The organism is Clostridium amazonense (genome assembly GCF_056431285.1).
This window is the reverse complement of sequence record NZ_JBWKMH010000006.1, coordinates 159,064-180,574: the sequence shown is the minus strand read 5'-3', so window position 1 is coordinate 180,574 and position 21,511 is coordinate 159,064. Positions and strand designations below refer to the sequence as shown.

Below are 21,511 nucleotides of genomic sequence, written 5' to 3'. Positions count from 1 at the left end.
ATTATAATGGGGAATTTATTATCCAAAATGAACTTTCATGGATAAATATCAAATTAATTTTATTTGAATTGCAAATAAAACATTGCAGCAGGGATTTCAATCCTCAGAGATATTCACCATCATTATTAATCGCTAATTAGTTTAAAATATGAAAGCAATACTAATTTACAATTATGAAATTATTATTTTATAATTAGGTAATTTAAAATTTAATTTGAACCCTATAGAATTATATATATACGGAGGAATTTTATGAGTATACTTACGGTTAAAAACATGAATCACGGATTTGGTGATAGAGCTATATTTGAGGATGTTTCGTTCAGACTTTTAAAAGGTGAACACGTTGGTCTTATAGGCGCTAACGGTGAAGGAAAATCTACTTTCATGAATATAATTACAGGTAAGTTAATGCCTGATGAGGGAAAAATTGAATGGTCTAGTAGAGTAAGAGTTGGTTATATGGACCAGCATGCCCAACTTCAAAAAGGACAAAGTATAAGAGATGTATTAAGAGGTGCATTTAAATACTTATTTGATTTAGAAGCTGAAATGCTTCAAATAACTGATAAAATGGCTGATGCAACTCCAGAAGAACTTGAAAAACTTCTTGAGGATATGGGTACAATTCAAGATTTGCTAGACAATAACGGATTTTATGTTATAGATGCAAAAGTTGAAGAAGTTGCAAAAGGACTTGGTCTTTTAGATGTTGGATTAGACAAGGATGTTGCTGATTTAAGTGGTGGACAAAGAACTAAAGTTCTACTTGCTAAACTACTTCTTGAAAATCCAGACATACTACTTCTTGACGAGCCTACTAACTATTTAGATGAAGTACATATAGAATGGTTAAAGCGTTATCTTCAAAATTATGAAAACGCATTTATATTAATATCTCACGATATTCCATTCCTAAACTCAGTTATCAACCTTATATATCATGTTGATAATAGAAAGTTAAATAGATATGTTGGAAGTTATGATGATTTCCAAAGAATATATGAAGCTAGAAAAAAACAACTTGAGCAAGCTTATGAAAGACAACAAGCTGAAATTGCAAAACTTGAAGATTTCGTTGCTAGAAACAAAGCCAACGTTGCTACAACTGGTATGGCTAAAGCTAGACAAAAGAAATTAGATAAAATAGAAAGAATAGAACTTGCAGAAGAAAAACCAAAACCAACATTGAACTTTAAAGAAGCTAGAGCTGCTGGAAAAATGATATTTGAAACTAAAGATTTAGTAATTGGATATGATTCTCCACTTTCTAAGCCATTAAACTTATATCTTGAAAGAGGTAAAAAAGTTGCTCTTGTAGGGGCTAACGGTCTTGGAAAAACAACTCTATTAAAAAGCTTAATGGGTGAAATAAGAGCTTTAAGTGGTAACGTAGAACTTGGTGACTACCAACACATAGGTTACTTCGAGCAAGAAATAAAAGATGCAAACCACAACACTTGTATAGAAGAATTTTGGAAAGACTTCCCTAGCCACACTCAATATGAAGTGCGTGCTGCTCTTGCAAAATGTGGTCTTACAACAAAACACATTGAAAGTAAAGTAATGGTTCTATCTGGAGGAGAAGCTGCTAAAGTTAGACTTTGTAAAATACTAAACAGAGAAACTAACATCCTAATCCTTGACGAGCCTACAAACCACCTAGATGTAGACGCAAAAGACGAACTAAAAAGAGCACTAAAAGCATATAAAGGAACAATCCTAATGGTATGCCACGAACCTGAATTCTATGAAGACATAGTAACAGACATCTGGAACTGTGAAGAATGGACAACTAAAATAGTTTAATATAAAAAAAGCACTAATCTTTTTTAGATTAGTGCTTTTTTACATTAGTTTTACAAATAATTAGAATACTCCATAATGAAGAAATTCAAAACGTTAATCTGTGAAAAAATTTATATGTTTTCTTTATACTTTTATAATAATTTTAACGTTAGAGTATAATTTTAGTGGGCAAAAAAACAAGAGATATTAAAAAATCCCTCTCTTATATCAAAACTATGTCTTATAGTATAATTGTTCAAAAAATATTAGAGGTGAGTATTTTGGATAATTTAAATTTATAAAAATAATACGGAATTACTGCGCCCTAAAATTGCCAATACCAAGAACTTGTAAAGATTAAAAATATAGTCATGTTAATTTAAAATATAAATTGCAAACTTTTACTTGACTCAAACTTAATCTTTCTCATTGTTTGTTTATTAATTCCAATAATGTATAATAAAACAAGGAGGGGTGTAAAATGAATATTAATAATTTATATAATTTTAAAAATCCAATCAAACACTTTGTTAACATCAGCAACATGAAATTACCAAACGATTTAAATACCTTAGCTCTAGATAATTTTAGTTGGGTTAATCCTATAAATTTTCGAGTAAGAAAACACGATGATAAATTTAGGACATTAAAAATTCCCAATATTTTGAATTTTTGCAGAGCATATGAAGAATTTAAAGATTATGATTCCTTTGATTATATCCAATCAATGGATCCGCAAAGGAAAAGATTATCAGCCAATATCGAAACTGGGGATTTTGAAGAAGGTGAATATGATAGGCAATTAGAATACGATTTTGAGAGGTTATGTATATACGATAATCTAATACGAATTGACATAAAAGAGTACTATGGTAGAATATACACTCATGATTTAAACCTTGGAAAACCTGCTGAAAATTTTATTAGTAATATGAATTCTGGTGCGACAAATGAATTAATCATGGGTAATTATTTGTCATTGTTTCTTGCTGAAAGATATCTATCTGAAATAAGTAATGATTTATACCAAGAATTTAAAGCTAGTAATATTGATTGTGAATTTACATATTTCTCAGATGATTTCTATTTCTTCTGCAATCGTGACAATAATGATAATATTATTAAAATTTTTGATAAAGTCTTAGAAAAATATGATTTAGAGCGTAATGAAGATAAAAAAGAAATATTCACATATGAGAGATATAACAACTATAACCTAGTAGCTAGATATTGGAAAAAGTTAATTGCACATTGCAATATAAGATTTGATAATCATAGGGATAATAATAAAATGTATTTTATCAATCAACTTGTATATAGGATATCAAAATTAGAAGATGATAAACTAAAAAAAGTCTTTATTAATAATTTTTTTAAAACTAAATATTTTAGAGATTTGGATTTAGAGAAATACCAAATCAAACCTTATGATTATCATCAATTATGTTTCATTTTAAAATTTTCACCGGAAGCTATGTTATATTCTGTAGATAAATTTGCCGATATGTCAGAGTTTTGTAAAGAAAATGTAAAAAAATTCTTTACGATTAGATATAAAGAATCATTAAAAGAATCTTTTAATGATGAACAGTTATATTATTATTATGCTATAAAGATATTTGGATTCGATGATATTTTAAAGTCATTTAGTAAGTTAGTTACTAATACCAAAAATCAAATATTAATTTCATATTATCTAAAAGATAATATTTTTGATGAAAGTGAAATAGAGCAATTAGAAACATTGTTGGATGAAAAATATTGGTTTCAAAATTATCATTTAATTCTTTATACTGATAAATTATATACTAATTTAGAAGATAGCATTGAAAAATACTTAATTCCTGAGATGGCAACAAAATTAAAGTCAAAAGAAAATTACAAAAAATTTTACTTAGACAATTTAACTTCTAGAAAACCAATTATTCGAAATATAACTGACGTAAATGAAGAAATAAAGAAGTATCTACAACTAAAAATAGAGGAAAGTGAATCTAACTTTGAAGATGACTAAATAAACAAATTACATTAATTAAACCTAAGGAGTAGTGTTATCACATTATTTCTTAGGTTTATAATAATATTATTCTAATTCAGCTTTAACCTTATTTCTCCATACTGTTGAAACTTATTCAATATAGTAATCATCTTTTAAGTGTTGCTTAACCCTTTTTTTATTGTGTCCTTGGCAAAGAATCCATTTTATTTTATTATCTTTTTTTATATAACATACCTAATGAAATACCTCCTAAAACTATGAAACTACAGATAATTAGAGGATAGTAGTTATGTTCAGAAGTTTTGTTTATTTCAGTAGTATTTATAGCTGATACATTTGCTGGGTTAAGGTTTTCATAGTTTATGGCACCACTTGAACACAGATTTCTTTCTACAGCTGGCTTCAATGCTTCTTCTTGAAATTTTTTTTCAATTTCTAATGCTGACGTCTTTCTAGCTTTAAAAAAATCACTTGCTAAATATGGAGTAAACGCTTTACAAGTTTCAACATTTTCATCATAAGTATCTCCATCACTTAAGGGAATTATTATTGGTTGTCCATTTTCTTTTAAGTATAATGCTGCATTTACTCCTTGAATTCCAACAATAACCTTTAAATCTTTAGGGTTTTTTATGCTTAGACTATCTAATAAATCTTTTATATTTTTCTCATTAGATAAAAAGTGGATAGTATCTTCTGCCATTATAAAAGTTCCCGAACTAACACTTGCCCAACCGTCTATTGTTATTTCGTCACTTTCTGGATTTTTTATAAATAATATAGAATCAATAAATTGTTCTTCACTATCTCTATATACTGTTATAATAGCATTTTGTTTAGCAATAAATTCATCCAAGTCACCTTTTTCTTCATAAGTTTTATAAAAGTCAGATGGTAAAATATCAGCAAATGCATATATTTTTATATTTTCTTTTGCTTTTACATCTTTAGGCTCTATAACTTGTAACTCCTTATTTTTTCTTTGTTTTCTCTTATATGATTCAATAACCATATGTTTATCTGGAGACATATTTACAATAGTATTATTGAAACTATCGCTTTCTTCTGTTGAAAGCAATATCTGTTCATCTAATTGATTTTGTACATCATTAGTTTCAGCTAATACTGATGTTGTTACTACTGTTATTATTAAGAGTGTTAAAGCAATTATTTTCTTCATATTTATTCTCCCTATTAATTAATTTACACTATAGCTACACCAAGTTTCATTTAAAAACTGTTCTGTGTGAACATACCTTATTCTAGATTAAAATCCCCTAACCAAGTTTTGATTTCTTTCATTCTATATGAATTTCCTTTCATATTTATTACAAAAGATTTATGAATTAACCTATTGGCCATTTCAGTTGTCATTACTGAATCTATAAAAATTTCACCACACCTATAAAAAGATAAATTGGTATATAATAGGATTTATGATTAAAAAATAAGGCAGATTATTGACCTGCCTCAGTTTCTTTTCTTATTTTTATAACTTTATCTATATTAAGTCCTACTTTTGATGCTATAGTTTCATCATCTAAAATATCTAATAAATTTCTAGCTAACTCTAATTTTTCTTCTTCTCTTCCTTTTTTTTCTGCTTTTTCTTCCATTTCTTTTATTATAAATGCGTTGTTAGCTACCATATTCTTAACCTCCTCTTTACTTGCGTCTAAAACTTCCCTTGCCTTTTCAGCTAGTCTATCCTCGGTTGTATTTTTTATCCAGTGTTTTATAGCTTTTAATTCTTCCTTTGTAAGTTTATCAAAGAATAATGCTAGTGTTTTAACTCTTTCTAAAAACTCTATTGGTGTTATTTTTTGATCTAATAAAAATATAGCTGATGTTACATTTTTATTTTCCACCAACTTTTCTTTTGTAAATCCATTATTTACATCAATTATATCATATGTAAAATTTTTAATTATATCTAATTGGTTCTATACTTACTAGATTTAATTCTTTAAGCTTAAAGATACCAATGAACAAAATGTATAGACGTTTTATGGACTAATTCCCTTTGCTTGATTCATTTACCCTTTTGAATGAGATATTTACCTAAGCAATCAAAGTCAATCCCTATATCGTTCCTAAGTTTTATTGATTTAACTTTTTAAAATATCAATTAATTAAAGGAAGCTTACCTTCCGTAGCCATTGGCACTAGCTCCTCATACTTATTAGTGGATATTCACATATATTCTAGATATCTCTTATTGAATGATAGACAAATTATATGTATAATTATGGAATATAGTTTATAATTATTAGTGGGGTATGTAATTATGATTAACAAAAAAATTATTGAATGTGAACTAGAATATATAAAGTGTTTTTCAGAGTTTGAACAAGATGATGCTATTATTAGATTTTTTGATAGTAGTCTTCAGGATATGTATTTTCATAATTATACATATGTAAAAAATGCTATGGATAAATCAATGTTGAAAAGTATTATAGAAAATGAGATAAAAATTAGACTGCATAACAAGCATAATTTTTGCAATATTCTTTTAACTTCCGAAATTGATAAATCTTCAATTCCTTCATTTAATTATAAAGAAGCCTTGTCTACATTCGGATTTTATTCCTTTAATTTATCAAAGCTATCAAAGTTAAATTCTAGAGAAGATTGCATAGTAAAAATTGTTTCTAATAAAAAAATGATAGATGATATTTTATTTTGTGATTTAGCTCATGATGAAGAAACTTTAGGTAGAGATTTTTGCACAAGGAGATGTTATAGACGTGGACAAGTATATCTTTCTGATAAAGGCGTAAATTCTTATATCTGTTATCACAATGATAAAATAATTGGCAACTGTGATTTATTTATTCACAATGGAGTTGCTAAGATAGAAGATTTTGCAGTTATCCCCAAATATCAACGTATGGGATATGGAACAACCATTTTAAAGCATCTTATTAATATAGCCTTAAAAGAAAATTGTATCATTTGCTATTTAGATACTGATGAAGATGATACAGCTAAAGAAATGTATGAAAAAATTGGATTTACTAAGCTTTTCGAAAGAAATAATCTATTTTTTAACTTAAATGTTAAATACTAAAAAATTATTTAATATAAAATTGTCACTAATCTCTTTTTAGATTCGTGCTTTTTTTCTATTTTTATAATGCTATTAAATATTATTGTTTAACGTGTTAAGTTTATATTAATTTTGTAAATTTTTATACATAATGCATAATTTATAGTGTTAAAATTATATGTAATTTTTAAGATTATGTATATGAGGTGCAATATGTTTTATTTAAAAGATTTTTTTAATACACTTACTATTAAAGATGATAAAATAAAATTTTTAAAATTGCAGAAAAATATTACTAGAGCTTTTTATATTTCTATTTATATGATTGGTGCAGAATTTTTTACTTTAATATCATTTATACCTTTTAAGGATAGATTACCTACAAAATTTAAATATATATATATTTCTTTATATATTTTGTTTCTATTTTTAAGTATTCTATCTTTATTTATTTCAAAGAAGGCAAAAGACAATAGTGAGTATTTACACAATCAAAGAAGATTTTTAAATTTTTACTTTCACTCTTTTGTTTTTCTTTCTATACTTTGGTCTGTAATTATAACACTGCTTGATCAGTTGGTTTATGGTCAAATTATTGCATTTGCAATAAACTATGTTATAGCGGCTACACTGTTTATCATAAGTCCTAAGCATTTTTTTCTTATAGAGATTATACCAATATGTATTTTAATGTTTGCATTACCTACATTTCAATTGGACAATGATATTATAGTTGGTCATTATTTTAACTTAATTATTTTAATTACTTTCATAACTTTAAGTAATTACTTTTTATATACATACTTTTATGAAAAAGAATTATCTAGTGAAAAGTTGAAAGCATTATCAGAGAAAGATGAAATTACAAACTTATATAATAGAAGAAGTATGCGTCAATATTTTGATTCAAACTTTTTCAAATTAAATAATGAAATACATAGTTTTTCTATTCTCATGATAGATGTCGATTTTTTTAAAAAATATAATGATTTATATGGACATCCTTCTGGAGATGCTGTGTTATCTTTAATTGGAAATATACTAAATTTAATTGCAAGTAAGCACAATGTTTTTTGTGGTAGATATGGTGGAGAAGAATTCTCTGTAATTATAAAAAACAAATCTCATTCTGATGTTTATGAAATAGCGAGTGAAATTCAAAAACTAATGAATGATTTAAACATTGAACATAAGGCTTCTCCTATTTCTAATATTGTTACTTTAAGTATTGGTTTATATCATACTAATAAAATTGAAAAAAATGCTGATATTGTAGATTACATAAAACAATCTGATATTGCATTATATAAGGCAAAGGAAATGGGTAGAAACCAAATATGTGAAATCACAAACATATAAAGTTATAATTAATTTTTATATTATAATACTACATAATGCAATATACTATAGATATAACTATTTCGTGAGGTTTTGAAATGACAACATTCTTAAAGAAAAATATAGTAATTATTATTTTAATGATTTTACTTTTAGCATCATTTTTTTACAATATTAAACTTAGAAATGATATTTATAACATTACTAATGTAGATATTGTTGGCACTTTTAGTACTGAAAATGAACATGATGCTGAATACTTTGTTTTCACTAAGGATGGTAAGTTTTATAATTATAAACAATTTAAACTTTTGCAAAAAGGAACTTATGAAATTGATGAACATATTTTAACTTTAAATTGCAACGATATACAAAAGCATGTTGTATTTGAAAATAAAAATATTTATTGCTTCAACAATGCTGAAAATAATATTTTTAAATACTCAAAAATCAATGAAACTCCTCTTTTTATAAACTTAGAAGGAGTAACTATTGATTAATTTTAAATATATAGAAAAAGCACTACTTCAAAGAAATAGTGCTTTTATTTTTAGTTATTTAGTTGGATTAATTTCAATTTGTCCATTCCATGAACCTGATGTTTTTCCTATTTTATTTATGTTAATATCTAAGTTTACAGGGTATTCTAAAGGATCAAAACCCATAAATGTTATAGTTCCTTCTGCTTTTTCTCCAAGTTCACGAACACCAATTTCTAACTTTTTGCCATCTTTAAATAATTCAAATGGCATACGTTCTTCTTTGCTTTGTAAAAAGTTTATTGTTGAGAATGTGCCAGCTTTCTTATCTAAATAATATTCAGGATTGTCTACTTGTTTTCCATCTACAATACCATCATATTTTAAGTCTAATCCTTCTGTATCATACTCAAGCGGCACAATATTTCCATATTTATCTTCTATTCTATAGTTAACAGATACTCTAGATTCTGAAACATATAATTCTGTTAAATGAACAGTAATGTCTTTATCGGTAATCTTTTTATCTATAGTTTGAAACTGACCATCTTTAGTTCCATCTACAACTGATCCATCTTCTTTAACTAACGTTTCATTGACAATAGTATCATCTAATACATGACTTGAAAATAAACTCTGCACTCCTCTTGCAGCCATTGGTAATGCCATTATCATTAGTGCCGACACTGTAACTGTAGTAAATTTCTTTAATTTATTCATATTCATAAACGCTCCTCTAATTCTGCTAATTACATTTCTATTATTTAATTTTTCTTCTAACTCATTCCATGCTTTTTCTACATCAATTGCATCTCTTTCTATATGTTCACTTTTTAATTCAACTTCCCATTTATTCATATCTAATAATTCATCAAATTGCTTTTGGCACACCTTACATTTATCTAAGTGGTCAGAAACTTTCCCCATCATTTCTTCTGAAAGTTCCCCATCAATATATGATTGTAAAATCCCTGTATCATAACACTTCATATTTTTACCTCCAGTTTTCTTTATATAAATCTCTAAACTTTTTTTGAGCCCCAACTAACATTGTACCAATATTAGCTGATTCTATTTGTAGTATTTCAGCTATTTCTTTATATTTAAGTCCTGAATATCTCAATAATAAAAGCTTCTTATCTTGCTCTTTTAACTTATCCATAACATTTCGCACATTTTCAATTTCTTCTTTTCGAATAAATGTCTCCTCAAGTGCCTGAATATCTTGTTCTTCCATAAAAGCACCTGCCTTTTCTACTCGTGCTTTATGCCTTTTTTCTGATCTTAAATAATTATATGAAACATATATAGCTGATTTATTAAGCCACACTGTAATATTCTCAATCTCTTTCCAGTTTATCTTATATAATTGCATAAACACTTCTTGTGACAAATCCTCAGCTATAGTTTGATTTTTTACAATTTGCATAACTTGTTTAACAACATACACATAATACTCTTTAAACAACTCCTCGAATTCCATAAATGCTTCAATCATCTCCTCGTTCTACCTCTAATTTTTATCTCTTGTGCAACCTTTTTTATATTCTTTAGCTAATTTGCTTTGCAAATTATTATAAAAATTCACTTTTAAACTTGTATTCCTATAATTCTCAATTAAGATATAAAAAGTATACCTTCCACTCAAACTCTCTTAGATATTTATTTTATCCTTTATCATTTTGTCTAGACATATATATAGAAACCACCTTTTAGTTTTTTATAACACTTTTTTTATTTTTACTTTCATATGTTTTTATATAATCAAAGTTTTTTATTTTATATCTTTTATTTTTTAAAAATAAAAAGCACAACTCTTTCGAATTAGTGCTTTTACTTATATACTACTTTATTTCAAAATCTTCAAGCCATGTGCTCATTGCTTTTGCTAGTTTGTTAAGGTAATCATAATCTAATGTTTCTACTCCATCATTTGTCCTATCATCTAATGACTCTAGCTTAGATTGAGCTATGTGAATGTTTGGATATCCTGCGTGTTCAAAGGCTATATAATCACTAGCTCCAAGACCATTCTTCAACAATTTTTTTATTTTTTCTGATGAAATTTCCTCTACAAACTCTATATCACTTTCACTTAAAACATTTTTTATTGACAGATACAGCTTTTCAGATTCATCTATCTTACTTATATTTTTTAGTGCAAGTGGAACATATGTCTTTAACCCAATACAATCAACATTAACATTATATATTTTGTCATATTTATCTTTAATATCATCTATAAAATTCTGACTTCCCATAAATCCCTTAAGTTCTGCATTAGTCACACAAAATATTAAATCTTGTTTTAATTTTTTATCGCCTAAATCATTTTTCATAGTATTAGCTATTTTTAAAACCGTTCCAACTCCAGATGCATTATCTAACACGTTTTTTTGATAGGCATCAAAATGAGCAGTTATAACAATTGCATTTTTAGTGTTATTACCACTTATTTTTCCTACAACATTATTAATAGTAATAATATCTGATTGACCCGTAACAGCTCCATTTTCATATTTAAACGCTTCTAAATACGCATTATTAAAGACATATTCTAAACCTATATCATTGAATAAATTCTCTATATATTTAGTTGCTTTTTCATTTCCTTTCTCTCCAACACTTCTTACTCCAATTTCATCTGAACATAGCTTACTTACCATATTTTCTATATCTATATTAACCTTATTCTTTACTACATTTTCGCTGCTTGTCCCCTTAGATTCCCCAGTTTTTGTTTTATTGCTAGTTTCATTAGACTTTTCTTTTACTTCATTATTTTTACATCCAACTAAAAAAATACTAATAATTAAAATTATATATATTATTTTTTTCATTTATTTCTCCTCCTTATTTTTACAATACAGCTATATACTAACACATATTTTGAAATATTGTAAATATATGGATATAAAATCTTTAAAAATAACTTTACATAAATAAACACCATTCTCATCAGGAATGGTGTTTTCCATTTTTATAGGGTTCCCAGTTCAAATTTAAAGTAATGTCTTTCTCAAATGATATTATTACGCTTACAGTTTATTTTTATTTTTATATTTGGAACCAAGTAAGAGTTAAGAGTGAAAAGTTATAGTTTATATTACTCACTTCGTTCCTAATATCTAAAAATAGAAATGCTTAAAAACTACGTTTTTATATTATTTTCAACTAATTTGATCTGCAAATTTAATAAAAAATCATTCTTTAAAATTGGGAATCCAATTTTTACATTCATTTTCAACTTTCAATTTTCCATTTTCAATTAAATTAATTAGAATTCTCAACTGAAACATGAATAACTTAAAGTTTCAACTTGTATTCCTATATTTTATAGTTTTTTAAGCAATTTTGTTTTATAACTTATAATTCCTCTTATACCTAACCCTACTATTCCCATTAAGAAAAACATCCATGCAATTGGTATTAGATAGAATGGTTCTACAAGTGTACCATCACTAAGAACTTCTGAACCTATCATATTAAATGCTACTAAGCAAATTGCTGCAATTCCAAATGGTATTAAATTTATAATATATTTTTTCATTTTTATTACCTCCATAAATGTGATTTCCTTTGAATTAATATTACCACTTATTTTTGTGAATTTCAATATAATTTTATTGTTTTTCAATAAATTTTTATCCCTTATTAATATTTATTTATTGTTTTAGTTTTATTTTCTCTAATAATTACTTTATTATTTTTGTATATCCTTAAATCTTAAAGGATATTCTAACTAAATAAATACAATTATGGAGAGTTTTTATGAATACAAATTTAATTGATGATAATATATATAAAATTCCTATTAAAGTTGATGATTATGATAGTCTATTTAATGAGTTTGATTTTAGCGATTTAAGTGAAAGAGACCTTAACGAGGATATAGATGATTTAATTGATAAGTATATTTTAAAATGTCCAAAAAAAATTAAACATTTAACTTTTGAGCTTATCATAAACTTGCCTAAAGAAGTTAAAAATCCTGAAAAAGAAATAGCTGTAGAAAAAGGCATCTACAATTACTATAACGGTTATTTAACTTATCAAAAAAGATTAACCTTTACTGGTATTAAAAGAATTGCTTATTATATGTTTTCTGCTTTTATTTTACTTAGTGTTTGGTATCTTATTAGACAAATTAATGGTGATTCTCTTGTATTATCATTATTAAACTCTGGTGGAACTGTACTTCTATGGGAAGTTATGAGTTTAATTTTTATTGAAAGGAAAAATGCTAATGACAAAGCTAATTTAAAAAGAAAACTTATGAAAATGAAAATAACATTTAGATATAGGGTTCCAAGCTCAAATCAAAAATAATAGCTTTATCAAATGATACTAACGATATTGCAGTTTATTATGATATCATATTGAGAACCAAGTAAAAAGTAAGAGTGAAAAGTGAATAGTGCTGGTTGATATTACTAACTTCATTTTTAATATTTATAAACTATTTAAATAAATTGCTCCATAAATAGGTGTTCTTATCCGAATATAAGATTAACATCTTATATTGATTTGAAAGGTTATAAAATTATGAAATACAATAAAAATAAATTCAAAGACTTTATTGGAATATCTATAGCTGCTATTATATTATTCTTAATAATATTTATTCCTATCTACTTTTTTGGTGGAGCTCTTTTCTCATTTTTAGGTTTAAAATACTCTAGTTTTTTTGCTCTTGGTAAGTTTTTTATAATTCTTTTTGTTATATACTCCCCACTAGATTTTTTTGTTGAATGTTTTTTCAAAGTACTAACGGAATTTAATAAAAATAATGCAAAACTTTATAATGTAATAAATAATTTATTATGTATATTTATAATGTTTTTTAGCATTGAAGTTGTAGACATTTTTTTAGAAGATATTGTCTGTCCACCCTTAACTGCTCTTCTATTTTCAATAATATTTTATTTGTTTTTTTATATTGTTGGCGAAAAACTACATTCTAAAGTAGATGAGTAAATGAGTTTCAATCTTATCGGTCTTTAATATGGATCTAAAATTTTAAAATACCAATATTTAACATCAAGAATGAATTCTCGCCTACAGAGATTGGCACAATTCTTATTTTGTTGGCACGTTCAATGGGTAGAATGAATTCCACCCTACAAAAATAGATATTACATTAACTTCTTTCCCATTTGTAGCTGAGACTTCAGTCTTGGCGGTTTTTGATATGGACATAATTTTTAAAATACAAACGTGTAACAGCAAGGTTGAAACCTCGCCTACAGATTTGTTGGAACATTTAATTGATAGACTGAATTTCATCTACGTAACAAGCAATATTTTTTGTACAAACATTAATTTATTGATAAAAATATTTAAATTCTAATTTTTTTTCTTTAAAAATGTTTTAATCTCTATATAATAAAAAAGAACTGATTATCTCTTCAGTTTAGTTAATCAGTTCTTTTTAATATTTTAATTTTTTAAATTCCAAATTCTTTAGGATACTTCATTTCTCCATTGATAGGCTGTGCATTTTCTTGTAATTTAATAGCCATGAAGTTTTCAGGTGGAATGCCATCGGGTGTTTGTATTCCTAATTGTTCAGCCTTAATATAGCCAAAGCGAGGATAATAGTTTTCGCTTCCTAAAACATTAGAGTACTTATAGCCTAATTGTTTTGCAATTTTATGTCCTTCCCTTATTAAAGCACTACCTACACCCTTTTTTTGATATTCTGGTGCTATAGCTAATGGTGCTAAAACAAGCACTTTATCATTTCCTACTTTGCCCTCTGTAAACATAATATGACCTGCAATTTTACCATCTATTTCTGCAACTAATGATAATTCAGGTACAAATGAATCACTCTTTCTTAACGCAACAACTAAATCTTGCTCTGTTCCATCACTATGTTCTGCAACTTCAAAAGCAGCTTTAACAACAGAATATACTTCATCAAAATCATTGCTATTTTCTTGTCTGATTAACATAAAACATACCTCCAACTTTATATTCGATTATTCTAAATTATTTAATACGCTATGTCAACAATGCCTTTAAGTATATATTTTATTGTTTCCTTTTTTAACATTAAAATATATCCCACCCTATAAAAATAGATGTTATCTTAACTTCTTACTCCTTTGTAGCTGAGACTTTAGTCTTGGCGGTTTTTGATATGGATATATAATAAAAAAGCATTGCACATACTTTTTATTTTGTGTGCAATGCTTTTACTATTTTATTCTCCGAAAGATTTTTTAGCTTCGTCTAGTGCTTTTCTAGTGTTTGTTTCTGCTTCAGTTAATGCATCTTTTGTGCTTTTTTCGCCTAGTATTATTTGTTGTAATGCTTTGTTCATGTTTTCATGTATAGCATATCCATTTAATACTTTAGGGTCGCAATATCCATAGTCAAATTCTTCTGTTGCTACAGCTTTTGCTGGATTTTCTTTTTCTGCATAGTCTTTAAAGTCTTTTGAATCTAAAACAGATTTTCTAAGTGGTAAGTATCCTGATTTTGTTCCCCAAGTTAATTGGCTTTCAGGTTCCATAAAATATTTTATGAATTTGAATGCTGCTAGTTTTTCTTCTGGTGATGGTGTATTAAATATTGTTACATCTGTACCTGAGAATAATGCAGCTTCTTTTTCATCTTTAGGTAAAACTGCTGTTTTAAAGTTTATGTTATTACCTTTGCAAGTTTCGATTATTTCTGGTAATGCAGATATTGAAGATATACCCATTGCAGCTTCCCCTCTTCCGAAAGGTCCTGTCATGTATTTTTCTTCATTACATATTTTAGCTGAACCATCTTTAACCATTCCAGCTAAGAAATCAAAAGCTTTTTCTGTTTCTTTTGAGTTAAATAGTATTTTATCATTTTCTTCATCTATAAGATGTCCGCCTGCTTGTTCTACCCAAAAACTTGAGTCTATTCCAACTGAAGAGTTAAATGCTAATCCATATTTTCCATCAGTAGTTAATTTTTTTGCTGCATCTTTAAGTTCATTCCAAGTTGTTGGAACTTTTACATCAGCACCTTTTAATATATCTTCATTGTAGAATAAAAGGTATGTACCTTTATTAAATGGTAATGAATGATGTTTTCCATTCCACATTCCATTGTCTCTTAAGAATTCAGGAATATCATTCCAAGCCTTTTCATCAAATCCTATTTCCTTGTTTTCTATGTATGGATTTAAGTCTTCTACTAAATCATTTTTAACATAAGCAGTTAATCTATTAGGATATATCATAGATAATGCTGGTAGTTGATTAGATTTTGAAGCTCCTTCAAGTTTAGAGAATAACTCTTTATAATGTCCTTGATACACTAAATTTACAGTGATTTTATCAGGATTTTCTTTGTTAAACTTCTCTGTAATTTCCTTAAGTACTGCTTCATTTTCTCCACTCATAGCATGCCAAAATTCTATGCTTACTGGCTCTTTAATTTCTGTAGCAATTTTAGCTGTTTCTTCTTTTTCACCTGCATTTGCTGATGTGTTTGCTGAGTTTCCACATCCAACTAATCCAAAAGTTAAAAGACAAGATGTTAAAATTGCTGTTAATCTTTTTAGTTTCATAATCTTTCCCCCTCAAATTTTTATATAATTAAGGTTTTGTCTTATTAAGACTTAACCCTTTATACCTGATTTAGTTATTCCAGAAATAATATATTTTTGAAGTACGAAGTATATTATCATTATGGGCACTATAACCGTTGTTGTAGCAGCCATTAATAAATGATATTTTCCGCCTACTTCTGATGTAAAATTCATTATTCCTACTGGCAACGTTCTCATAGTTGGTATATTTGTAACTATAAGTGGCCATAAAAATTCATTCCAACTGTTAACTATTTTAAGTAATGCTATTGTTATTAATGCTGGTTTTGATATTGGAACCATTATTGTCCATAAATATTTAAAATCACTACATCCATCTAACTTTGCTGCATAATAAAGTGAATTTGGTATTGTTAAAAAGAATTGTCTTAGTAAAAATACTGAAACTACACTTATAGTCCAAGGAATTGTAAGCCCTTTAAAAGTGTTTATCCATCCTAGCCTTGCAGTCGTTATATAGTTTGGTATTAACATTAATTCTCCTGGAACCATCATTGTTCCAATCATAATAGAAAAAATAATGTCTCTTCCCCAAAAGTTAATCTTAGAAAATGCAAATGCAGCTAAAATCGTTGTTATAAGCGTTCCAACTGTAACAATTGCCGTTATGATTACACTATTGAAAAAATAACGTACTATTGGAATTTGCGTTGCAACTTCTTTATAATTAGAAAACTTCGGATTCTTAGGTATAAACTCTGGTGGCATTATAAATACTTCATTAAGTGATTTCAAAGAAGTACTTAACATCCACACAAATGGAAGTAACGTTATTATGCATCCTACTATAAGAATGATATAAACAAAAATCTTAGAAATTTTAATTTTTTTCATATTCCCACCTCTTAATCATAGTTCACCTTTTTCTTTCCAATCTTAAACTGAATAGTATTTAACACAACAATTATAAAAAATAATACTAATGCAGCTGCAGAGGCAATTCCATATTGATAGTGGTTATAAAATTTATTGTATATATAATAAACCATAGTTAAACAACTATTTAATGGACCTGGTTGTTTATCAAATAGTGCAAATACAGAACCAAATACTTTAAAACCATTTATGCAAGTTATTATACAAACAAAAAATAATGTTGGTGATAATAAAGGTATTACTACATACCTTACCCTTTGCATAAAGCTTGCTCCATCTATTTTTGCAACTAATTCATACTTTTCATCTATATTTTGAAGCCCTGATAAGAAAATAATTATGTTGTATCCAAGTGTCCTCCAAACACTGACTATAACTAAACTCGTCATAGAATATTTAGGGTCTGTAAGCCACTGAATAGGGTCTATATTAAATATAGAAAGAAAATAATTTAAAAGCCCATGGTCACCATGAAAAATCCATCTCCATACCATAGATATAGCAATGCTTGATGTTACAAATGGTAGAAAGTATACACTTCTAAAAAAGCCTTTAAGCTTTATATTTGAATTTAAAAGTATGGCTATAAGAAGTGATAAACCTATAGATATTGGCATAACTAAAAGTACATAAACAAATGTATTCTTTATAGCTAAGAAAAAATCTGGATCACTTAAAAGATAAGCATAGTTATCTAATCCTCTTTCAAAAACTATATTTTTTTGATAGTTATACTTACTGTAAAAACTCATATCAAAAGTCTTTATTATAGGATATATATTAAAAATAATTAATATTATAAGAACTGGTGCTATATATAGTAGTCCTTTTAAAAAAGTTTTTAAATTCTTATTTTCATTAAGCAAATTTTATATTTTCTCCTGTCTCGGCATCAAAGAATAATAATCTATCCTTTTTTATACCAATTGAAATATCCTTAGTTTCTAAACTTAATAAATCATAAGGGACCACTATTTTAACCTTAGCACCGTTAATATCAACCTTTAATATTGAGTCTTTGCCTATATTTTCTCTATCCATAATTTTGCCATCAAAATATTTATTGTCTGCATTCACTACAAAATCTTCTGGTCTAATACCAACCTTGTAGCTATTAACTTTTTCCGATATTTTATCTATATTTTTAAAGTCATCCAATTTTAAATTCTTATCAAAAATGTTTAATACGTTTTTTTCTTTACTTATATAACAATCAAAAATATTTATAGACGGATTTCCTATAAAATTTGCTACAAATAAATTTTTAGGATTTTTATAAAGTTCATTTGGCAAATCATACTGTTGGAGCTTTCCATCTTTTAATATAACGATTTTATCCGAAATACTTAATGCTTCTTCCTGATCATGAGTTACAAATATTGTAGTTATATTCAGTTCTTTCTGAATTCTCCTTATCTCAGATCTCATTTCAACACGAAGTTTTGCATCTAAATTTGATAATGGCTCATCTAAAAGTAATATTTCTGGTTTTTTAACTAAAGCCCTTGCAATTGCTACTCTTTGCTGTTGTCCACCTGACAATTCTGATGGCTTTCTTTTAAGTAGTTCTTCAATCTTAACAAGATTAGCCATATAAAGAACGTTTTCTTTTATATACTGCTTGTCCTTTTTTTGTAATTTCAAAGGAAATGCTATATTATCGAAAACATTCATATGAGGATATAATGAATAGTTTTGAAAAACCATACCTATATTCCTCTTTTCCGGATCAACATTATCTATTACCTTATCATTGAAAGATATAGAACCATTTGCAGCTTTGTGTATACCTGCTATAGTAAAAATAGTTGTACTTTTACCACATCCACTTGGTCCAAGCAAACTCACAAGTTCTCCAGATTTAACATGTAAGTTAAGACCATCTACAGCAACAAAATCTTTAAACTTAACAGAAAGATTCTCAATTTTTAAATCCATAAATTCACCTTCCTAAATTTTTTTCTTAAAGAATTTGATTACTTCATCTATATTTAAACTGTCTATCCCAACTACAGGAACATCTAAATTTTTAACTTCTAATAATTTATAAAGTCTTTCAATAAGTACTCCTGGCTCATTAATAAGCTTTATAGAAGAAATCATCTCAGATAAATTCTCATTACTACCTATCTCACCATACCAATCTCCAGAGCAAGTTTTATCTACTCCACAGCTTGGACTACCATTGATACCTATAATACCTAAAACTGAAAAACCATTATTTATATATTCTTCTATTTGATTTATAGGTTCTTTTAATAATAAATCGCTTACCTCTCTAAAATGAGGTGTATCAAATTGCTCCTTAACATGTCCCCAACGCTTTAACCCATAGCAAGTTGTTTCAGGACATGGAAGTTGTAAAATTCCAACACCATTTTCAAAAAATAAAGAAAGAAGTTCTTTTTTCTTCATTTCAAACTCCTCATTAGATTCTTTAAAACTAACTACCTTCGAAAACGGATTTATTAAACAATGACTTAAAACAATAATTTTTTTACATGTATTTATATTTTTCATAAAACCACCTAAATTAATTAAAAAAAGTAATATAATCGTACGTTTACAGTATAAATATACAAACAAAATATTACAAATATACAATTTCAATAGATATTTGTTATCTATTTGTAAAACAAATAAACATATACATATAATGATAAAACAAAAGAACTGCATAATTTTGCAGTTCTTATAAATACTCTTTTAAATCATCTAAAGATTGCATATCTAATATTTCTGTCAAACTAAACACCTCCTTATTTATTTCAATTTTATCATCAGAATTCTATATTTATAGCATTTCTAGATTTTATATTTTTTATCTTAAAACATCAATTAACTAAAGGAAGTTAATTTTCAGTAGCCGCTGGGACTGGCTCTGATAAATTTATTTATGGATATGCACCTTTGTTCTAGACTCTTCTTAATATATATATAACACCTTGAGTTGCCTGTCCCTTTTGTTACGGCTTAAAACTTAGATAGTAATTTACTAATATACGGCTTCTAACTTTTTACTTGACTTTATCCTTACTTAATTTATCTTTTTAATCTTAAACATACCAATCAACAAGAGGGACAGACATTTTTGGGGCTAGTTACCTTTTCTTGATTTACTACCTTTTTTAATAAGCTACTTACCTAAACAAGCAAAGTCAGTCCCAACTAAGGAAGTTTACCTTCCGTTACTGCTGGGACTGGCTTTACTAAAGTTATTAGTGGATGTGTCCTTATACGCTAGACTGTTCTTAATGTATATCTAATATCTTGAATTGCCTGTCCCCCTTGTTACGGTTAAAAAACCTAGATATCACCTTAATAATTTATCTCAATTATTATTTTCAAACATAAAAAGACAGTTTGCTTATTAAAGTCCAATTTAATCTCTTCTTAATCTTATCTTTAGTCTTTATCATAACCTAATACTTTTTATAAACATTTCAAAAAATTCAATACAAATCTGATATAATAAAAATTGCTTTACTAAAGGGGTGTGAGATAAATTTGAGAAAAAATTATAATTTTAAAAAACTAATATTGGTTTTGGTATTATTTACATTTACTATTAGCTTTCCATTAGTTACATTTGCAAGACCTGGTGGTGGACACTCTAGTGGCGGTGATAGCCATTTTGGTCCGACTGTTTATCCTTATCATCATGCTAGTTCAACTTCACTAGATATATCATCATATGTATTATTTTTTATTATTTTGATATGTTTTATATTTGCTTATCTTATTGTTTTTAAAATACTTATGAATAAGAAAAAATCTAAAACTTTAAATGCTATAACTTCTTTATCCATGAAGAATTTCAATTGGAATTATGATGTTATTATGAAAGATGTTAAAAATACTTTTTATAAAATATCAATTGGCTGGATGGAAAAAAATCAAGAGCTTTGCAAAGAATATATGAGTGAAAATTTGTATAATAAACATAAACTTCAAACTAATTGTATGAAAATAAGAAATGAAAAAAACATATTGGAAAACATGGAACTTATAAAAGTGATTCCTATAGGTTTAAAATACTCTGAAGACATTAATAATGATTTCATATGGTTTTTTATAAAAGCAAAATCAATAGACTATACAATAAATGAAGAAACTAATGAGATTATAAATGGATTTAAAAATAAACATATTTGTTATCGTGAATGTTGGAAGTTTATACATATTGAAAATAAATGGGTACTTGATGAAATTAAACAAATTAAAGAAGTATCTTTTGACTTCTTTACTATAAATATTTCTTAGTATTAAGTATTTAATTATCCTTTCTGTACTCATCAGAAAGCTTCTTAATTTTTTTTACAAGTAACTTAATTAAATATATATGCTTGTTGTTTTATTTATGCTCCACTTTAAGCATGATA

At 26.7% G+C, this 21,511-nt stretch carries 21 protein-coding genes; 8 read left to right on the top strand and 13 right to left on the bottom strand.

What is annotated here, in order from left to right:
* The first annotated feature begins 252 nt into the window (after positions 1-252).
* Together AC07E4_RS03525 and AC07E4_RS03520 are read left to right on the top strand one after the other, a co-directional pair.
* On the top strand, positions 253-1,809 hold the full coding sequence (locus AC07E4_RS03525) for an ABC-F family ATP-binding cassette domain-containing protein (RefSeq protein ID WP_478215747.1): 1,557 nt from the start codon (positions 253-255) through the stop codon (positions 1,807-1,809).
* Positions 1,810-2,269: 460 nt separating this feature from the next.
* The gene (locus AC07E4_RS03520) at positions 2,270-3,802 is read left to right on the top strand and encodes an RNA-dependent RNA polymerase family protein (RefSeq protein ID WP_478215746.1); all 1,533 of its coding nucleotides are present in this window, start codon (positions 2,270-2,272) and stop codon (positions 3,800-3,802) included.
* A gap of 196 nt (positions 3,803-3,998) precedes the next feature.
* Here the strand turns inward: AC07E4_RS03520 and AC07E4_RS03515 are convergent, their stop codons facing one another.
* From AC07E4_RS03515 to AC07E4_RS03505, 3 genes are all read right to left on the bottom strand, one after another.
* A complete protein-coding gene (locus AC07E4_RS03515) occupies positions 3,999-4,967 on the bottom strand; it encodes a hypothetical protein (RefSeq protein WP_478215745.1) in 969 nt (322 codons plus the stop codon).
* 77 nt (positions 4,968-5,044) lie between these two features.
* Complete coding sequence (locus AC07E4_RS03510; RefSeq protein WP_430830262.1) at positions 5,045-5,221, bottom strand: ATP-binding protein; 177 nt, start codon at positions 5,219-5,221, stop codon at positions 5,045-5,047.
* Between the two features lie 23 nt (positions 5,222-5,244).
* A complete protein-coding gene (locus AC07E4_RS03505; protein ID WP_430830150.1) occupies positions 5,245-5,655 on the bottom strand; it encodes a hypothetical protein in 411 nt (136 codons plus the stop codon).
* 419 nt (positions 5,656-6,074) lie between these two features.
* Here AC07E4_RS03505 and AC07E4_RS03500 point away from each other — a divergent pair, with 419 nt between their 5' ends.
* From AC07E4_RS03500 to AC07E4_RS03490, 3 genes are all read left to right on the top strand, one after another.
* Entirely contained in the window at positions 6,075-6,860 is a 786-nt protein-coding gene (locus tag AC07E4_RS03500; RefSeq protein ID WP_478215744.1) for a GNAT family N-acetyltransferase, read from the top strand.
* Positions 6,861-7,052: 192 nt separating this feature from the next.
* Positions 7,053-8,198 carry a GGDEF domain-containing protein gene (locus AC07E4_RS03495; RefSeq protein WP_478215743.1) on the top strand — a complete coding sequence of 382 codons (1,146 nt, stop codon included), beginning with the start codon at positions 7,053-7,055 and terminating at the stop codon, positions 8,196-8,198.
* Between the two features lie 77 nt (positions 8,199-8,275).
* On the top strand, positions 8,276-8,677 hold the full coding sequence (locus AC07E4_RS03490) for a hypothetical protein (protein ID WP_478215742.1): 402 nt from the start codon (positions 8,276-8,278) through the stop codon (positions 8,675-8,677).
* A gap of 54 nt (positions 8,678-8,731) precedes the next feature.
* Here the strand turns inward: AC07E4_RS03490 and AC07E4_RS03485 are convergent, their stop codons facing one another.
* The 4 genes from AC07E4_RS03485 to AC07E4_RS03470 all read right to left on the bottom strand — a co-directional run bounded on the left by AC07E4_RS03485 (position 8,732) and on the right by AC07E4_RS03470 (position 12,206).
* On the bottom strand, positions 8,732-9,646 hold the full coding sequence (locus AC07E4_RS03485; protein ID WP_478215741.1) for a hypothetical protein: 915 nt from the start codon (positions 9,644-9,646) through the stop codon (positions 8,732-8,734).
* 4 nt (positions 9,647-9,650) lie between these two features.
* The gene (locus AC07E4_RS03480) at positions 9,651-10,154 is read right to left on the bottom strand and encodes an RNA polymerase sigma factor SigX (protein ID WP_478215740.1); all 504 of its coding nucleotides are present in this window, start codon (positions 10,152-10,154) and stop codon (positions 9,651-9,653) included.
* A gap of 346 nt (positions 10,155-10,500) precedes the next feature.
* Positions 10,501-11,496: a M28 family metallopeptidase gene (locus AC07E4_RS03475; RefSeq protein WP_478215739.1), complete on the bottom strand. Its 996-nt coding sequence runs from the start codon at positions 11,494-11,496 to the stop codon at positions 10,501-10,503.
* A 494-nt stretch (positions 11,497-11,990) separates the two neighbouring features.
* The gene (locus AC07E4_RS03470; protein ID WP_478215738.1) at positions 11,991-12,206 is read right to left on the bottom strand and encodes a DUF3955 domain-containing protein; all 216 of its coding nucleotides are present in this window, start codon (positions 12,204-12,206) and stop codon (positions 11,991-11,993) included.
* Between the two features lie 221 nt (positions 12,207-12,427).
* On the opposite strand from AC07E4_RS03470, the gene AC07E4_RS03465 reads away from it, so the two are divergent.
* A complete protein-coding gene (locus AC07E4_RS03465) occupies positions 12,428-12,985 on the top strand; it encodes a hypothetical protein (RefSeq protein ID WP_478215737.1) in 558 nt (185 codons plus the stop codon).
* 216 nt (positions 12,986-13,201) lie between these two features.
* Complete coding sequence (locus AC07E4_RS03460) at positions 13,202-13,633, top strand: YrvL family regulatory protein (RefSeq protein ID WP_478215736.1); 432 nt, start codon at positions 13,202-13,204, stop codon at positions 13,631-13,633.
* Positions 13,634-14,103: 470 nt separating this feature from the next.
* On the opposite strand, the gene AC07E4_RS03455 is transcribed toward AC07E4_RS03460, so the two are convergent.
* From AC07E4_RS03455 to AC07E4_RS03430, 6 genes are all read right to left on the bottom strand, one after another.
* Positions 14,104-14,613, bottom strand: a complete 510-nt coding sequence (locus tag AC07E4_RS03455) for a GNAT family N-acetyltransferase (protein WP_478215735.1) — start codon at positions 14,611-14,613, stop codon at positions 14,104-14,106.
* 251 nt (positions 14,614-14,864) lie between these two features.
* Positions 14,865-16,211 carry an ABC transporter substrate-binding protein gene (locus AC07E4_RS03450; protein WP_040328116.1) on the bottom strand — a complete coding sequence of 449 codons (1,347 nt, stop codon included), beginning with the start codon at positions 16,209-16,211 and terminating at the stop codon, positions 14,865-14,867.
* A 51-nt stretch (positions 16,212-16,262) separates the two neighbouring features.
* On the bottom strand, positions 16,263-17,087 hold the full coding sequence (locus tag AC07E4_RS03445) for a carbohydrate ABC transporter permease (protein WP_478215734.1): 825 nt from the start codon (positions 17,085-17,087) through the stop codon (positions 16,263-16,265).
* An 11-nt stretch (positions 17,088-17,098) separates the two neighbouring features.
* Entirely contained in the window at positions 17,099-17,995 is an 897-nt protein-coding gene (locus AC07E4_RS03440; protein ID WP_040328118.1) for a carbohydrate ABC transporter permease, read from the bottom strand.
* Positions 17,988-19,067 carry an ABC transporter ATP-binding protein gene (locus tag AC07E4_RS03435; RefSeq protein ID WP_040328120.1) on the bottom strand — a complete coding sequence of 360 codons (1,080 nt, stop codon included), beginning with the start codon at positions 19,065-19,067 and terminating at the stop codon, positions 17,988-17,990. The genes AC07E4_RS03440 and AC07E4_RS03435 overlap by 8 nt, the downstream gene beginning before the upstream one ends.
* A gap of 12 nt (positions 19,068-19,079) precedes the next feature.
* Positions 19,080-19,649 (bottom strand): CD3072 family TudS-related putative desulfidase, encoded by a 570-nt coding sequence (locus AC07E4_RS03430; RefSeq protein WP_040328122.1) that lies wholly within the window; start codon positions 19,647-19,649, stop codon positions 19,080-19,082.
* A 987-nt stretch (positions 19,650-20,636) separates the two neighbouring features.
* Here AC07E4_RS03430 and AC07E4_RS03425 point away from each other — a divergent pair.
* Positions 20,637-21,392: a Tim44 domain-containing protein gene (locus tag AC07E4_RS03425; protein WP_478215733.1), complete on the top strand. Its 756-nt coding sequence runs from the start codon at positions 20,637-20,639 to the stop codon at positions 21,390-21,392.
* Positions 21,393-21,511: the final 119 nt, after the last annotated feature.

Excerpts from the sequence above, each read along its gene's own strand:
- AC07E4_RS03525 (WP_478215747.1), top strand. The coding sequence starts at position 253 with ATGAGTATACTTACGGTTAAAAACATGAATCACGGATTTGGTGATAGA.
- AC07E4_RS03520 (WP_478215746.1), top strand. The coding sequence starts at position 2,270 with ATGAATATTAATAATTTATATAATTTTAAAAATCCAATCAAACACTTT.
- AC07E4_RS03515 (WP_478215745.1), bottom strand. The coding sequence starts at position 4,967 with ATGAAGAAAATAATTGCTTTAACACTCTTAATAATAACAGTAGTAACA.
- AC07E4_RS03500 (WP_478215744.1), top strand. The coding sequence starts at position 6,075 with ATGATTAACAAAAAAATTATTGAATGTGAACTAGAATATATAAAGTGT.
- AC07E4_RS03495 (WP_478215743.1), top strand. The coding sequence starts at position 7,053 with ATGTTTTATTTAAAAGATTTTTTTAATACACTTACTATTAAAGATGAT.
- AC07E4_RS03490 (WP_478215742.1), top strand. The coding sequence starts at position 8,276 with ATGACAACATTCTTAAAGAAAAATATAGTAATTATTATTTTAATGATT.
- AC07E4_RS03485 (WP_478215741.1), bottom strand. The coding sequence starts at position 9,646 with ATGAAGTGTTATGATACAGGGATTTTACAATCATATATTGATGGGGAA.
- AC07E4_RS03480 (WP_478215740.1), bottom strand. The coding sequence starts at position 10,154 with ATGATTGAAGCATTTATGGAATTCGAGGAGTTGTTTAAAGAGTATTAT.
- AC07E4_RS03475 (WP_478215739.1), bottom strand. The coding sequence starts at position 11,496 with ATGAAAAAAATAATATATATAATTTTAATTATTAGTATTTTTTTAGTT.
- AC07E4_RS03470 (WP_478215738.1), bottom strand. The coding sequence starts at position 12,206 with ATGAAAAAATATATTATAAATTTAATACCATTTGGAATTGCAGCAATT.
- AC07E4_RS03465 (WP_478215737.1), top strand. The coding sequence starts at position 12,428 with ATGAATACAAATTTAATTGATGATAATATATATAAAATTCCTATTAAA.
- AC07E4_RS03460 (WP_478215736.1), top strand. The coding sequence starts at position 13,202 with ATGAAATACAATAAAAATAAATTCAAAGACTTTATTGGAATATCTATA.
- AC07E4_RS03455 (WP_478215735.1), bottom strand. The coding sequence starts at position 14,613 with ATGTTAATCAGACAAGAAAATAGCAATGATTTTGATGAAGTATATTCT.
- AC07E4_RS03450 (WP_040328116.1), bottom strand. The coding sequence starts at position 16,211 with ATGAAACTAAAAAGATTAACAGCAATTTTAACATCTTGTCTTTTAACT.
- AC07E4_RS03445 (WP_478215734.1), bottom strand. The coding sequence starts at position 17,087 with ATGAAAAAAATTAAAATTTCTAAGATTTTTGTTTATATCATTCTTATA.
- AC07E4_RS03435 (WP_040328120.1), bottom strand. The coding sequence starts at position 19,067 with ATGGATTTAAAAATTGAGAATCTTTCTGTTAAGTTTAAAGATTTTGTT.
- AC07E4_RS03430 (WP_040328122.1), bottom strand. The coding sequence starts at position 19,649 with ATGAAAAATATAAATACATGTAAAAAAATTATTGTTTTAAGTCATTGT.